12 protein-coding genes are annotated in these 13984 nt (G+C 74.3%); 6 read left to right on the top strand and 6 right to left on the bottom strand.

Translation table 11 applies throughout. The annotated features are described in order from the left end of the window. The first annotated feature begins 16 nt into the window (after positions 1-16). The 4 genes from D6B71_RS09775 to D6B71_RS09760 all read left to right on the top strand — a co-directional run bounded on the left by D6B71_RS09775 (position 17) and on the right by D6B71_RS09760 (position 3172). Positions 17-1171 carry a sulfotransferase family protein gene (locus tag D6B71_RS09775; protein WP_121254505.1) on the top strand — a complete coding sequence of 385 codons (1155 nt, stop codon included), beginning with the start codon at positions 17-19 and terminating at the stop codon, positions 1169-1171. A gap of 141 nt (positions 1172-1312) precedes the next feature. Beyond that, positions 1313-1702 (top strand): hypothetical protein, encoded by a 390-nt coding sequence (locus D6B71_RS09770; protein ID WP_121254503.1) that lies wholly within the window; start codon positions 1313-1315, stop codon positions 1700-1702. Continuing rightward, positions 1699-2691, top strand: a complete 993-nt coding sequence (locus D6B71_RS09765) for a WXG100 family type VII secretion target (protein ID WP_121254501.1) — start codon at positions 1699-1701, stop codon at positions 2689-2691. The genes D6B71_RS09770 and D6B71_RS09765 overlap by 4 nt, the downstream gene beginning before the upstream one ends. Continuing rightward, positions 2681-3172, top strand: a complete 492-nt coding sequence (locus D6B71_RS09760) for a hypothetical protein (RefSeq protein WP_121254499.1) — start codon at positions 2681-2683, stop codon at positions 3170-3172. Before D6B71_RS09765 ends, D6B71_RS09760 begins: the two co-directional genes overlap by 11 nt. A 132-nt stretch (positions 3173-3304) precedes the next feature. Here D6B71_RS09760 and D6B71_RS09755 read toward each other — a convergent pair whose 3' ends face one another. Next, positions 3305-4690, bottom strand: coding sequence for a cytochrome P450 (locus tag D6B71_RS09755; RefSeq protein ID WP_121254599.1), 1386 nt, complete (start codon positions 4688-4690; stop codon positions 3305-3307). 213 nt (positions 4691-4903) lie between these two features. On the opposite strand from D6B71_RS09755, the gene D6B71_RS09750 reads away from it, so the two are divergent. Both D6B71_RS09750 and D6B71_RS09745 read left to right on the top strand, forming a co-directional pair. Further along, a complete protein-coding gene (locus D6B71_RS09750) occupies positions 4904-6829 on the top strand; it encodes a calcium-binding protein (protein ID WP_164519600.1) in 1926 nt (641 codons plus the stop codon). A gap of 222 nt (positions 6830-7051) precedes the next feature. Further along, positions 7052-7894: a hypothetical protein gene (locus tag D6B71_RS09745; protein ID WP_126688227.1), complete on the top strand. Its 843-nt coding sequence runs from the start codon at positions 7052-7054 to the stop codon at positions 7892-7894. Here the strand turns inward: D6B71_RS09745 and D6B71_RS09740 are convergent. The 5 genes from D6B71_RS09740 to D6B71_RS22700 all read right to left on the bottom strand — a co-directional run bounded on the left by D6B71_RS09740 (position 7882) and on the right by D6B71_RS22700 (position 13590). Further along, complete coding sequence (locus D6B71_RS09740; protein WP_121254493.1) at positions 7882-8826, bottom strand: sucrase ferredoxin; 945 nt, start codon at positions 8824-8826, stop codon at positions 7882-7884. The two genes, D6B71_RS09745 and D6B71_RS09740, sit on opposite strands and share 13 nt — an antisense overlap. Further along, positions 8823-9992, bottom strand: a complete 1170-nt coding sequence (locus D6B71_RS09735; RefSeq protein ID WP_240641283.1) for a cupin domain-containing protein — start codon at positions 9990-9992, stop codon at positions 8823-8825. The genes D6B71_RS09740 and D6B71_RS09735 overlap by 4 nt, the downstream gene beginning before the upstream one ends. Positions 9993-10000: 8 nt before the next feature. Continuing rightward, a complete protein-coding gene (locus D6B71_RS09730) occupies positions 10001-10285 on the bottom strand; it encodes a hypothetical protein (RefSeq protein ID WP_206051663.1) in 285 nt (94 codons plus the stop codon). Positions 10286-10389: 104 nt separating this feature from the next. Continuing rightward, positions 10390-13359, bottom strand: a complete 2970-nt coding sequence (locus D6B71_RS09725; RefSeq protein ID WP_164519599.1) for a helix-turn-helix transcriptional regulator — start codon at positions 13357-13359, stop codon at positions 10390-10392. Positions 13360-13440: 81 nt separating this feature from the next. Beyond that, positions 13441-13590 (bottom strand): hypothetical protein, encoded by a 150-nt coding sequence (locus D6B71_RS22700; protein WP_164519598.1) that lies wholly within the window; start codon positions 13588-13590, stop codon positions 13441-13443. Positions 13591-13984: the final 394 nt, after the last annotated feature.

Below are 13984 nucleotides of genomic sequence, written 5' to 3'. Positions count from 1 at the left end.
CCGGCACGGTGAGCCGATGAGCGACAACGTGATGGCCCGCGAGCGCGCCGACGTCGGGTCTTTCGAGGACATCGCGGCGGCGGCGGTTCGCACCACTGGCCTCGACGACTTCGGCGGCTCCGAGCACGAGGAGGGGCTGCGGCTGCTGGTCGAGGACCTGAACAGTCCCGAGGCCGGCCTCACCGGCCGCGGCAACTACTTCCAGCGCTCGGAGGTCAAGAGCGCCCTGGTCGGCCGGCTGCTCACCCAGGCCCGGTTCACCGAGTTCCCCCAGCACGCCGACGTGCCGATCGAGCGTCCGATCTTCGTGATGGGCCTGCCCCGCACCGGCACCACCGCGCTGCACCGGCTGCTGCACGCCGACCCCGCCCACCAGGGGCTCGAGATGTGGCTCACCCAGCTGCCGCAGCCGCGACCGCCCCGCGAGACCTGGGAGTCCGACCCGATCTTCGCGGCCATGCAGCAGGCGTTCGCCGCGCATCACGTCGAGAGTCCCGAGTTCATGGGCATCCACTACATGGATGCGACCACGGTCGAGGAGTGTTGGCGGCTGCTGCGGCAGACCGGCAAGTCGAACTCGTACGAGTCGCTGGCCTACGTGCCGCGCTACACCGCCTGGCTGGCCGAGCAGGACTGGACCGACGCCTACGCTCGCCACAAGGCCAATCTGCAGCTGATCGGACTCAACGACCCCGAGCGGCGGTGGGTGTTGAAGAACCCCTCGCACATGACCGCGCTCGACGCGCTGATGGCCGTCTACCCTGACGCGCTGATCGTGCACACCCACCGGGACCCGGTCGTCTGCATCGCCTCGTCCTGCTCCCTGTCGGCCGAGACGACCGCCGGGCACAGCACGTCGTACGTCGGCGAGCTGATCGGACGCACCCAGCTCGAGCTGTGGTCCCGCTCCTACCGGAGCTTCTGCGCGGCGCGGCCACGCTACGACCAGGCGCAGTTCGTCGACGTCGACTACCGCGAGTTCGTCGCCGACCCGGTCGGCACCGTGGGGGGCATCTACGACCGGTTCGGGCTCGAGTGGACGCCGGCCGCGCGGGCCGCGGTCGAGCAGATCGACCGGGAGTCGCGGGAGGGCGGACGCCGGCCCGCGCACCGCTACTCGCTGGCCGACTACGGCCTCACCGACGACGAGGTGCGGGCCGCCTTCGAGTGAGTCCGGCCGAGGCCGGGCTCGATCGATCCTCCGTCGGGCTCGGCCTGGGTCCGGCCTGCACAGGCGCCGGTTCCAGCCGGTTGTCCACAGGCGCGTCGGAGGCGGGTTTCGCCACCAGCCCGACGGGGCGAACCTGCTGGCATGACACTCACCGTTGCCGATCGCCTCGCCCCCGCCGTCCGATCGACCCTCCCGTCACCCGACTCCCCCACCTCGGGCCACACCGCGCCGACCGGTGCCGGTGAGCCGCTGCTGGCGCTGGCTCCCGTCCGACTCGCAGGCCTCGGACGCCGGCTGACCAGCGCCGCCGAGGACGTGCGCGAGCAGCCCCCACCCGAGCCGCCCGACACCGGCCCGACGAGCGAGGCCACCGCCCGTCACCTCGACCGGCTGCACGAACGCACCGACGGCATCGCCGGCGAGGTGCAGACGCTGTCCGAGACGCTCGACCGGGTGGTCGAGCTCCTGCGCGACGTCGACGACACCGTCGCCGCCGCCCTCACCCGCGTGCGGGCGGGAGCGAGCCGATGACCGAGGGGCCGGTGCCGATCGGAGGGTGGCTCCTCGACTTCGGCAGTGAACCGGCCGCCACCGCCTCCGCGACCACCGACGGCGGGTCCGGCGGCGCCACGAGCTCCGAGGGCGCCGGTGCGGGCGGCCAGGTGCTGAGCACGGTCGTCTCCGGCGACCCGGCCGACTGCCGGCGGACGGCTGCTGAGCTGCACCACACCGCGGCGCGGCTCGATGCGATCGCCGCGATCCTCAGCGCCGCCGTCCGAGTGCCCGGCGACGAGTTCGGGGGGCAGGCCGGCGACGCCTTCCGCGCCCGGGCCCACGCCCTGGCTGCGAACGCGGGCGGGGCTCGCGACCGGGCCCAGTCCCTGGCTCGTGGCCTCACCGCGCTCGCCGACGGTCTCGAGACCGCGAACGCCACCATGCGGCGTGCTCGGTCGGCCGCGCTGCCTGTGCTCGTGGTCGGTCCCGACGCCGTGGTCGGTCCGACCGCGGGGGAGCCGCCCGCCCACTGGGACGCCTGGCGGCTGGTCCGGGCCACGGTAGGCCGGGCACGAGCTGCCGAGACCGACGCGCAGCAGGCCTGGCAGGCGGTGCTGTCCGCCACCGCTGCCTCCTCTCCCCCGGGCGGTCACCCGACCGCCGACGCGGCCGGCGGCCCCCGCCCCCACGGCCCCGACGCGACCCCCGGCACACCGCAGTCCGCCTCGCCACCGGTCGTCTCGTCGGGCCCGACGGGTGGGCTGGCGCCTGGCCCGACGGCTGGTCCGGCGACGACTCCCGACGGCACCCCGACCGGCTGCCCGGCGGACGACGTCTCGGCGGCGACGGTCACCACGACGGTGACCGCGATTCCGGTGACCGGATCGCCGGGACTGCTGGGCATCCTGATCGACCCCGTGCCACCCGGCGCCGTCGACCCCCAGCCCGCCGCCGAGCCGGCGTCGCCCATCGACCGCTGCCCGGATCCCCTCGATCTCATCGAGGGGGTGCGCCATGCCCGGTGACGTCGGCATCACGCTGCCGCGCAGCTGGAGGCGCCGCAGCGATCCCGACCACGGCGTGCTGATCAGCGCCCGCACGGCGGCGGTGCCACCCAGCGGGGTCCGGCCCGAACTGGTGCTGCGCTGCACCCCCGTCGACGCGCCGCTGCGGGCCTGGCGCGACGTCGCCCTCGGCGAGCTGGCCGCCCGGTTGCCCGACTTCGAGCTCGAAGACGCCGACGAGTACGACCTGCACGGCCACCCGGTGCTCTACCACCGGTTCGCCCACCGCGGGCCGACCGCCGACCTGGTCTCCGAACAGTGGTCGTGGGTGGTCGGCACCGGCCGCGGCAGGGCAGGGGTCACGCTGACCGGCACCTCCACCCGCGAGGACTACCCCGACTGGTGCGAGGTCTTCGAGTCGGTCGCCGCGACCGTCGACGTCTCCGGCCTGGTCACTGACCGCGACACCGGGGCCGGGGTCCCCGCCGAGCGTGCCGGCTGACCCTGGGAGCGAACGGCCACCCGGGTGGTCGGCAGGCATTCCGGCCCCGGCACGGTGCCGGTCCTGGTCTACTGCCCGAGCCCGCAGCGCTCAGCCACGCCGAGGAGCCGGCCGCCGGCTGACCGCTCGGTCTCAGCGCCGCGGGCGCATCCGCACCGGCGCGCCGCGGCGCGGCACCGAGGTGATGTTGCGGACCTTGGGACGGTCGGCGCCGACGGTCTCCACGTCGTAGGAGGCGAACACCTCGCGCAGGATCGCGACGCCCTCCATCAGCGAGAAGCCGGCGCCGATGCAGCGCCGCACGCCGCCGCCGAACGGGATCCAGGTGTTGGCCGGGGGGTTCTGCCCGAGGAACCGCTCGGGACGGAAGACCTCGGGGTCGGGGTGGTTCTCGCTGCGCTGGTGGGCGACCAGGATCGAAGGCCCCACCGTGGCACCGGCGGGCAGGTCCACACCGCCGATCGTCACCGGCGCCATCAGCGTGCGGACGACCATCGGGATCACCGGGTGCAGCCGCATCGACTCCTTGAGCACGGCGTCGAGGAAGTCGTCGTCGCCCTCGTCGGCGGCCCGCTGGCAACGGGCCAGCAGGGCAGGGTCACGGCCGGCCTCGTAGAGGGTCCACGAGAGTGCGGTGGCGGTGGTCTCGTGACCGGCCAGCAGCAGCGTGACCAGCTGGTCGCGGAGCTCGGTGTCGGAGAGGGCGTCGGCGCCGTCCTCCCCGCGCTCGAGCATCAACCGGGAGAGCACGTCGCGACGCTCGGCCAGGTCGCCGGCGGCGCGGCGCTCGCGGATCTCGGCGTAGATCAACCGGTCCAGCTCGCGCTGGTTCTCGACCGTGGCCTTCCAGGGGCCGAACCGCTGCAGCCGCGGGTAGCCCCAGCCGAGCAGGATGCCCGGGCCGATGTCGACGGTGCGGTTCACCCGTGGGCGCAGCTGCGCCAGCCGGGACTCGTCGGTGACGCCGAACACGACGCGCAGGATCACCTCGAGGGTCAGCGCGTTCATCCGGTCCAACGAACGGAACGGCTCGCCGGTGGGCCAGCGCGCGACGTCGGCGCGGGCCAGCTCGGTCACCAGCGACTGGTAGTCGCGCAGCGCGTGGCCGTTGAAGGCGGGCATCAGCAGCTTGCGCGCCCGCTTGTGCTCCGCCCCGTCCTGGAGCAGCAGGGAGTGCTCGCCCATGATGGGCCCGAGGATCGCGTTGCCCTTGCCGGCGTGGAAGACCTCGGGGTCGCCGGCGAAGATCTCGCGGGCGTGCTCGGGCCGGGTGAAGAACACCAGCGGCCGTCCCTGCGGGATCAGCCGGACGGTGTAGGTGTCGCCGTAGCGCCGGCGCAGCCACGGATGGAACCAGTGCCGGAAGCGCAGCAGGGCGGCACTCTGCACCAGCACCGGCCACCGCGGACCCGGCGGCAGCCCGGTCCGGTCGACCGGTGGCAGCCCACCGCCCAGGCCGCTCATCCGCCGGAAGCGGGCATCGGTCAGGTCGTCGACGTCCTGCTCCACCGTGGCCATCGTCACATACTAGGAGTACGTCGGGCGGTCGGCCAGCCCCTCGACGCACCGGGTGGGGTGGCACCGCGGGGTTCTTTCACCGGCGGCGCCCACCCGCCAACTCGGTGGTCCGCAGGCGGCGGCAGCAGTGGGATGCCTCCAGAGATCCCCAGCACATCCCCAGAGCTTCCGCCGCGCGGCGACCCCGCGCCACCCCGCACGGAGACAGCACCCATGACCCTCCTCGCCCTCCGGGCCCGACGCCGGTTCGCCGGCATTGCGCTCGCCACCGCCCTGGCCGGCGGTCTGGCCCCGACCCTGCCGGCCGACGCGGCCGCGCCGACCTGTCTCGGTGAGCGGGCCACGATCGTCGGCACGAACAAGGCCGACGTGCTGCGCGGCACCAGCGACCGCGACGTCATCTGGGTGGGCGCAGGCGCCGACCGGGTGTCGTCCGGCGGCGGCGACGACACCATCTGCGGCGGTGGCGGCAACGACGTGCTCGACGGCGGCTCCGGCCGCGACGTGATCCTGGGCGAGGCCGGTGACGACCGGATCCGGACCGGCGACGGAGGCAACGACGAGGGCAACGGCGGTCCCGGCAACGACACGATCAGCTCCGAGGACGACGGCACCTTGCTCATCGGCGGGCCGGGCCGTGACGTGCTCGCCGGCGGCGGCCGCGGCGACTTCCTCGAGGGCGGTGGCGGCAACGACACCCTCACCGCCCTGGTGGGCGAGGCCGAGATCCGCGGCGGCGCCGGGAACGACCGCATCACCGTGCGCGACGAGCCGGCGGCCTGGGTGGAGGGCGACGCCGGCGACGACACCATCCGCACCGGGCCGGGGTCCGACGGCACCTCCTCCCGGCCCGTCGACGGCGGCCCCGGCAACGACACGATCAGCACCGGTGACGGCACCGACCTGGTCGAGGGTGGTGAGGGCGACGACACCATCGACCTCGGCGACGGTGCCCTCGGCTACGGCTGGGGCGGCGCCGGGAACGACAAGATCACCGCCGACCAGGCCGGGGTGAACCTACTCGGAGAGGCCGGCCGGGACCGGCTCACACTGCAGCGGTTCGGATCGGCGTACGGCGGTGACGGCAACGACGTGCTCCAAGGAAGCGCCGAGGACGACCGTCTCTGGGGCGACGGCGGCAGCGACAAGGTCTACGGCGACGAGGGCACCGACGAGCTGCACGGCGGTGCCGGCGACGACTACGTGCACACCGGTGCCGGCGAGAGCGCCGCGGGAGCCGACCGGGCCTACGGCGAGGACGGGGACGACGACGTCGCCGCCCTGTCCGTCGGCGCGGTCGGCGAGGGTGGGGCCGGCGACGACGATCTCACCTCCGACAACCGGCTGGTCGTGCTGCGCGGTGATGCCGGCAACGACTCCCTGTGGGGCAGCCGGTTCGGCTACCTGGGCCGCGGCGGCGACGGAGACGACACCGTCGAAGGCAGCCCCGAGGCCGACGAGCTCTACGGCGGCGCCGGCGACGACAACCTCCTCGGCGCTAGAGGGGACGACCGGCTCTACGGCGAGGAGGGCAAGGACGTCTGCGCCGGAGGCGCAGGTCAGGACCTGTGCGACGGCGGCCCGCTCGGCACGGACCAGCCCAGCCCCGACGACCCCGACATCTGCAAGCAGGACGTCGAGGACAAGCACAACTGCCGGGCCGCCGAGGGAGCCTGGAGCGGCACCGCCGAGGGCACCCTCGACCACGGCAACGGCCTGGTCGAGACCTGGAGCGCCTCGGTGTCGATGGACGTCCTCCAGGAGGACTTCCTGTGGAAGGGCCCCGTGACCTTCACCTGGGAGCTCGCGGGCACCACCGAAGGTGGCTGCACCTACGAGGGCTCGGCCAGCATCACCGGCACCTCGGAACTGACCGTGTTCAGCTTCCTCGACGAGCCGACGTACAGCCTGCAGATGTGGCGAGTATCGCCGGCGATGGTCGAGGTGACCAAGGGCTGCCCGCTCACCGGCACCGAGGAGGAGGACTGGTACCCGCTCAACACCAACGCCGCCGAGGTCGACGACGTGGTCCTGGTGGAGTGGCCGACCGGCGGGCTCGACGGGATGACCGAGTACGTGCCCATGAACGGCGACGGCGACACGCTGGCCAGCTGGCACTGGTCGCTCCAGGCGGGCTGACCCCAGACGCCGGCACACCCGGGCAGCAGGGGACGGCAGTGGCGGTCGGACCCACGAGACGCGGCCCCGGGTGTGCCGGTCCCGTGAAGCGGCATCACCGCGTCGCCCCGCCGACGGATCGAGTACGAATACTCAGGCGACCGCGGCGCGGATTCCGCAGGATGGGCGTTGCGGAACGGCCATCCGCCCGAGGTGCCGCCGCAGGGGGGACTGATGCGAACCGTGACGACGCGGACGATGCGCCTCGAGCCGATGCCGCCGAAGGTGCGCGCCTGGGGCTTGGCGGAGGGCGTCGCAGCCTGGCTGCTGCTGGGGTGGACGGGCAGCATCACCGTCTTCGTGCTCGCGTTCGTCGCGGCCGATCACGACGTGCCGTCGCTGGCGGAGGAGGGCTATCCCGCCTTGATGGCCGGCGGGGCGGCGGCCGGTCTCGCGACGTCCGCCGTGTGCAGCTGGCTGGGTGGCCGGCTCGTGGTGTGGTGGGCCCCGGCCACTCTGCTCGGCATCACGGTGGGGGCGACGACGGTGACGGACGGCCCGGGCAACGCACTGCTGGCGGCCGGTGTCGGCATCAGCGCGGTCTGCCGAGCGCGGAGCACCCGTGGCCGCCAGTTGCTGCTTCCCGAACGCGGACGGCGCACCGCGATGGCCGTCGTGAGCGGCGTGACGCTCACGGCAGGCACGCTCTTCGGGGTGAACGTCGTTGTCGGTGGTGGACCGACCGACACCTACCAGCTGCTCCAGGACGACCCGATGGCCACCGAGGACCTGCCCGGCCTCGAGGTGGTCTGGGACCGATCCGCCGACGAGGACTGGAAGGGCACCTCGGCCCGGGTCGACCGCGTCTGGCGGATCACCGACGGCAGCTCCCGGCGGGAGAAGCTCGCCGGTCTCGCCACGCTCGCCGAGAGCCACGGGTGGCAGGCCCAGCCGAAGGAGACCTTCTGCGAGCACACCCGCACCTCAGCTGGGGTGACGCTGTGCCTGGAGATCCGAGCAGGGTTCGCTCCTGGTGAGGTGCTGGTCAGCCTCCGGCCGCGGCACCAGCCGGCCTACGAGGACTGATCCTCCTCCCCCGACCGACGGATGATCTCGACCAGCTCGTGCCGCGGCACGGGGTTCGCCCGGGTGGCCCGGCAGGTGAGCTGGTGCTCGCCGCCGCCGCCGGCGACGGTCCGCACCACGACGTCGTACGCCGTGCCGGTGGCGGCGTGCGCGAACGTGGCGGTGGTGGTGTCCCCGGTGGCGGAGCGGTGGGTCAACCGCAGCGCGTCGAGGCGGGTCTCGGCCAGCTCGCGGCGCAGCGCGATCTCAGCCTGTTGCACCGGCATCGGCAGCCCGGAGCGGCCGCGGAGGTGATCGAGGGCGAGGTGGCCGTCGTCATGCGCGGCGGCGACCTCGACGGCGGCCTCGGGCGTGAGACGCCCGTAGTAGTGACCGTGCGGCAGCACGAGCATGTTGCCGGCGAACCGGTCGCCACCGATGTGCGAGACCTCCCACGAGTCGTCGGGGCGGGCGAGCGCGAGCGCCGCCGCCACCGGCCGGCCGCGCTCGGCACAGCAGGCGTCGTGGCGGCCGTGGGTGCACACGCAGAACAGCGAGCCACCGACTCGGGGCAGGCCGACGCCGCGTCCCGCGCGCAGCTGCGCCAGGTCGAGGTCGAGCACGTCGTGCAGGTCGTCGACCTCGCCGGCCTCGAGCCACGGATGGTGTGGGTGGGCGTGCGCGGCGACCACGCGCGGACGGGAGGACGGGTCGCGGCCCGGCCTTCGGATCAGCAGCACCCGCACGCGGGCCCGGGCGGCCCGCTCGCGCAGCCGGGCACCGAGCCCGTCGGGCAGCCGGGCGTCGCGCAGCGCGTCGACACCCCACGGGCCGGGGTGCTCGAGCAGCAGGAACGCGCGCACCGTCGACGCGGTGCCGGCCAGCGGCTCCTCACGGAGCGCGCTGGCCGCGGCACAGCGGAAGCCTGCCTCCGGCGTTAGCGACCCGGTCACGCCTCGGCCGGGGCAGCCGGCCCCGCCACCTCCAACAGCCCCTCACGCACCAGCCGCCGGCACAGGACCAGCCGGCTCTGCTGGTCGAGCAGCCCGCCGAGGTCGGCGGGGCGCACGGTGCGACGGGCGCGCACCTCCTCCATGGCGGGTCGCAGCCGGGCGGGAACCAGCAACGCCCGGTCGCCGAGCAGCACCTCGAGCTGGTCGCCCCTGTCGAGGAGCACGCAGGGGTGGCCGGGGCGGCGTACCAGCGCGGTGTCGTCGGTGAGGCCGTCGACGGCGAGCACGTCGTGCAGCCCGCCGGGCAGCCGCGGACTGCGGGTGGTGAGGAAGCGGCGCACCTCCGCCTCGACGGCGGCGCCGGTGTCGACGGCACGCAGCTGCTCCGCCAGCTCGTCGAGCCGGTCGGCGAGGGACGCGGTGAGGAGCGAGGGGTCGTCGAGGTAGCCGGCGGGCAGGTGGGCGTCGGTGACCTGGCCCAGCAGCGGCGCGACGGTGCGCTCGACCAGGCCACGCCAGGTGAGCTGGTTGATGCCGATCGTGACGTGCAGCGAGACGGTCTCCTGAGCCCGGGCGGCGTGCGGCGTGCCGGTCGGGAGGTACATCGACAGCCCCGGTTCGAGGAGGACCTGCTCGGCGCCGTCGTCACCGTGCACCTCCCACTGCTTGGAGCCGGCGGTCTGGAACACGAACACGTCGTGGCTGTCGCTGTGCACCGCGAAGCCCTGCGATCCGGGCGGGGTGAGATAGGCGTTCGCCTGGCAGGGGTGGCCCAGCTCGAGCTCGAGCTGGGCGACCAGCCTGGTCAGTGGCGGCCAGTAGCGGTGCAGACCCTGGAAGACGACGGTCGCGCCCTCGCCGAAGAGGCGCAGCGCCTTGCGGGAGTCGACCAGGCCGCTCAACGGGCGCCCGGCGAGCGTCGCCCCCCGAGTGTAGGACGACTCGGGCAGCACGGCGCCGTCCTTGGCGAGCCGCACCGAGGGGGTGCGGATCGCCGACGAGGTGAGAAGGTGGTCGGCGTCGTCGAGCGACAGCAGGCCGACCAGTGCCTGCGGGTCGGTGCGGTGCAGGTGGACGCGGGACGCCCAGACCTTGGCCAGGAAGGTCTGGGCGTCACCGCTGAGCAGGTCGAGCGCGGAGCCCGCCGGCTCGGTCGGGTCGGACACGGGCGAGCTCAGCTGGCGTCGCCGTCGGTGGTGTCGGTGGCGTCGCCGTCGGTGCCGTCCGAGTCGGTGCCGTCGGAGTCGGTGCCGTCGGAGTCGCCGCCGTCGCTGGCGTCGCCGTCGGTGGTGTCGGTGGCGTCACCGTCGCTGGCGTCGCCGTCGGTGGTGTCGGTCGCGTCGCCGTCGGTGCCGTCGGAGTCCGTGCCGTCCGCGTCACCCAGGCCCTGGGTCGGGTCGCCGGCGGGGACCGTGGTCATGTCGTCGTCCTTGAGCGGCTCTTCGGGGGTGCTGGTCATGGCGTCCTCCTGGTCGTCGGGTCGACCCGCCTGGTACCCAGCGGGGTTCGGCGTACACCGAGTGCGCGCGGCTGGTCTGGACGACGCCGCGAGGTCGGGGACGGTCAGTCGAGGAGCCCGTCGCGGCGGGCGATGGCCGCGGCCTCGGTGCGCCCGGCCGCCCCGAGCTTGCCGAGGATGTTGGAGACGTGCACGCTCACGGTCTTGGCGCTGATGTACAGCTGCCGGGCGATCTCGCCGTTGGAGCGGCCCTCGGCGACCAGCCCCAGGATCTCGCGCTCGCGGGTGGTGAGGCCGGTGGAGGTCGCGTCACCGCGCACCGGTGCGGCACCGAGGGCGCGCAGCTCCTCCACCAGTGGCCTGGCCCCCAGGGCGAGGGCGGTGGCACGGGCCTGGTCGGCGACGGCGCGGGACCCGGCCTGGTCTCCGGTGGCGCGCAGGACGCCGGCGAGCACCGCCCGCACCCGGGCCAGCTCGTGCAGGTGGCCGAAGTCGGCGAACAGCGTCTCCGCCTCGCGCCAGACCTCGACCAGGCTCTCGGCGGGAGGTGCGTCGACCCCGACCAGCCACCGCACCCGCAGCGTCTCGGCGTCGAGACGCTTCATCCAGGCCTGCCCCTCGGGGCCCCAGTGACCGGAGGGATCGGCGTAGCGCTCGAGCACGGTGTGCCCGTCGCGGTGCAGCTGCTCGACCCGCTCCAGAAGCGCGGGCCGCTGCGCGGCCGGCAACCGGGGAAGGGTGCGGGCGACCGCGCCGGCAGCCACCGCGGCCAGCCGGATGCGGGCGCTGAACCACTCGTCCCAGATGCGGGTGAGCACGGCGACGGCGTCGTCGTAGGAGGTCAGCGCGCCCGCGGGGTCGCCCCGGCGGGCCGCCGAGACCATCTCGAGGGTCGAGGCGTGCAGCGGCACGGCGCTCTCGACCGGCCAGAAGCGGCGCAGCGCGGCCAGCTCGGGGCTCACGTCGTGGCCGCGACCGTGCAGCACGGTCAACCGGACCGCGTCGAGCATCGCCTTGAGCACCGGCGGCGCGGCGCCGCCGGCGCAGTCGGTCAGCGCGAGCACGTCGTCCCACTCGCCGCGGACGAACCGCACCCAGGCCAGCTGCCAGCGCGCCTCGAAGGCGTAGGGGGCCCAGGGCAGACCGGAGTCGATGCCGCGCTGGACGGCGCTGTCGAACCAGCGGGCCGCCTCGTCGAGCTCGGCCCAGTCGCCGAAGGAGCGGGCCAGGAAGTAGCGGCCGCGCAGCTCGGCATGGATCGCCCCGGACTCCTCGGCGCGGGCGACCGCCTCGGTCAGGGCCTTGCGCAAGGCCTCCTTCGGACCGGCCTTCTTCAACCCGCTGAGCGTGGTGACCGCATCGGAGACCAGGTCACCGAGCCCGTGGCGTTCGGCGAGCCCGAGCGCCTCGAGACCGACCGTCTGCGCCTCGTCGTAGGCGCCGCTGCCGGCCAGGATGCGCGCGTGGGCGGCCAGCACCTTGGCCCGCAGTCGGGGCAGGTCGTCGGGCACCAGTCCGAGCGCGGCCCGCGACAGGGCGAGCGGGTCCTCGTCGTTGTCCATGACCGCGAGCGCACTGGCCCGGGCGGAGAGGATGCGGGCCCGGGCCACCGGCGGCGCGTCGGCCGGCAGCAGGCGCAGGTGCTCGGCGGCGAGCGCAGCGGCGCGCGCCGGGTGTCCGCAGGCGGTGAGTGCCTCGACCGCGCTCACCGCCACCTTGGAGACGTCGAGGTCGACCTCGACCGCGAGCCGCGGATCGGCCAGCTGCTCGAGAGCCTGCTGGTAGTGGTCGGCCGCCTCCTCCGGGCCGCCCACGGCACTCGCCTCGTCACCGGCCTGCACCGCCGCGACCACCGCGGTGGAGTGGTCGTGGGCGAGCCGCGCGTGGCGGGCCAGCTCGGCGGCGGTGCCCCGGGCGGTGCGGCTGCGCAGCGCCTCGGCGTAGCGAGCATGCAAGCGCACCCGCTCGCCGGGCAGCAGGTCGTCATAGACCGCCTCGCCCAGCAGGGCATGGCGGAAGGCGTAGCTGCCCTCGCCCGCCACCAGGATGTTCATCTCGACGGCGCGGCGCAGGCCGTGGTCGAGGTCGGTCTCGGACAGCTCGACGGCGGCGACCAGGAGCTCGTGGCTGACCCGACGGCCGCCGACGCTGGCCGCCCGCACGACCTGGCGAGCGATGTCGTCGAGCCGGTCGAGCCGGACCAGGAGCACGTCGGCGAGGTCGGGCGGCACCCAGCGCCCCGGCTCGCTGACCGCGCTGATCAGCTCTTCGACGAAGAACGCGTTGCCCTCGGCGCGGGCCACCACGCCCTCGACCTCGTCGGCGCTCAGCCCACCGGGCACCAGCTCGGCGACCAGCGCGCGCACCGCCTCGTCGCCCAACGGCGAGAGCTGCACCCGCTCGACGCCGTGGACGCGGGACCACTCGGCCACCTGGCGGCGCAGCGGGTGGCGCCGGTGCAGATCGTCGGAGCGGTAGGAGGCCACCAACGACACCGGCCCGGCGAACGGCCGGCGGAACAGGAAGGTGAGCAGGTCGCGGGTGGAGCGGTCGGCCCAATGGAGGTCCTCGACGACCAGCAACAGCGGCGCCTTGGCGGCGGCGGCCTCGAGCAGCGCGTGCATGGCCTCGAAGAGGTCGCCCCGGTCGAGAGCGGCCTCGTCCGCGTCGGCGGCCATCGCAGCGCCGCCGTCGAGCACGCGGCGTCCGGGCAGCAGGCGAGCTAGCGCCGGGTGACGGTCGGCCACCTCGTCGAGCAACCCCGGCAGCTCGGCGCCGACCCGGCCCAGCACCTCGGAGAAGGGGAGGTAGGGCAAGGCGCTGTCGCCGAAGTCGAGGCAGTGGCCGGCGCAGACCTGCCAGCCGGCGCCGACCGCGAGGTCGCGCAACTCCATCAGCAGGCGGGTCTTGCCGACGCCGGCGTCACCCGAGAGCAGCACCGCGCCGGGCCGTCGTGCCGGGTAGCCGGCGACCGTCGGGTCGGCGACCTCGGGGCCGCCGACACCGAGCAGCTCGGCGAGCTGGGCGAGCTCGGTGTCACGGCCGACGAGGGTGCCGCTGGTGTGCGCTGCCACGCCGGCCATGATGTCGTGATCCACCGACACCCGCGCGGGGGTTTCCGGCAGCGAAGACACGCCGCTGCTCCCAGCGAGTGCTCAGCCGTCCAGGCTTCTCGGCGTGTTGGCGCCCACGCCGCGGCGTACCAGCCGGCGGGGCCGGCGACGCTTGCGGGCGACGCCTTGGCGGATGCGGTCGCCGCGGAAGGCGAGCTCGCTGGCGAGGAACGGGTTGGTGTTCTCGAGCATGGTGGTGGCTCCTGGTGGGTGCCCGGGAGGTGCCCCGGGTCTCGGCCGAGGTCTCGGCCTGGTGTCCGTCTCGGTGACCCCGAGCCTGGTCGCCTGAGGTAGCCGGACACATCGGGCAGGTGCCTTATCCGCGTGCCCCGCCCCACCCCCCTCAGCACGCCTCGGGACCCCTAGGCAGCTCCCCGGCCGACCCGTCACTCGTGGTCGGCGTGGGGACGCTGACCCGTCACTCGTGGTCGGCGCGGGAACGCTGACCCGTCACTCGTGGTCGGTGTGGGGACGCTGACCCGTCACTCGTGGTCGGCGGATCGAGGCCGACCCGCCTCCCACCACGAACGGCAGGTCGACAGCCCACCACCCACCACGAACGGCAGGTCAACACCCCACCACCCAC

Source organism: Nocardioides ferulae (assembly GCF_003660455.1).
GTDB classification, from domain to species: Bacteria; Actinomycetota; Actinomycetes; order Propionibacteriales; family Nocardioidaceae; genus Nocardioides; species Nocardioides ferulae.
The sequence above is the reverse complement of the archived record's forward strand: the minus strand, read 5'-3'. Positions and strand labels throughout refer to the sequence as shown.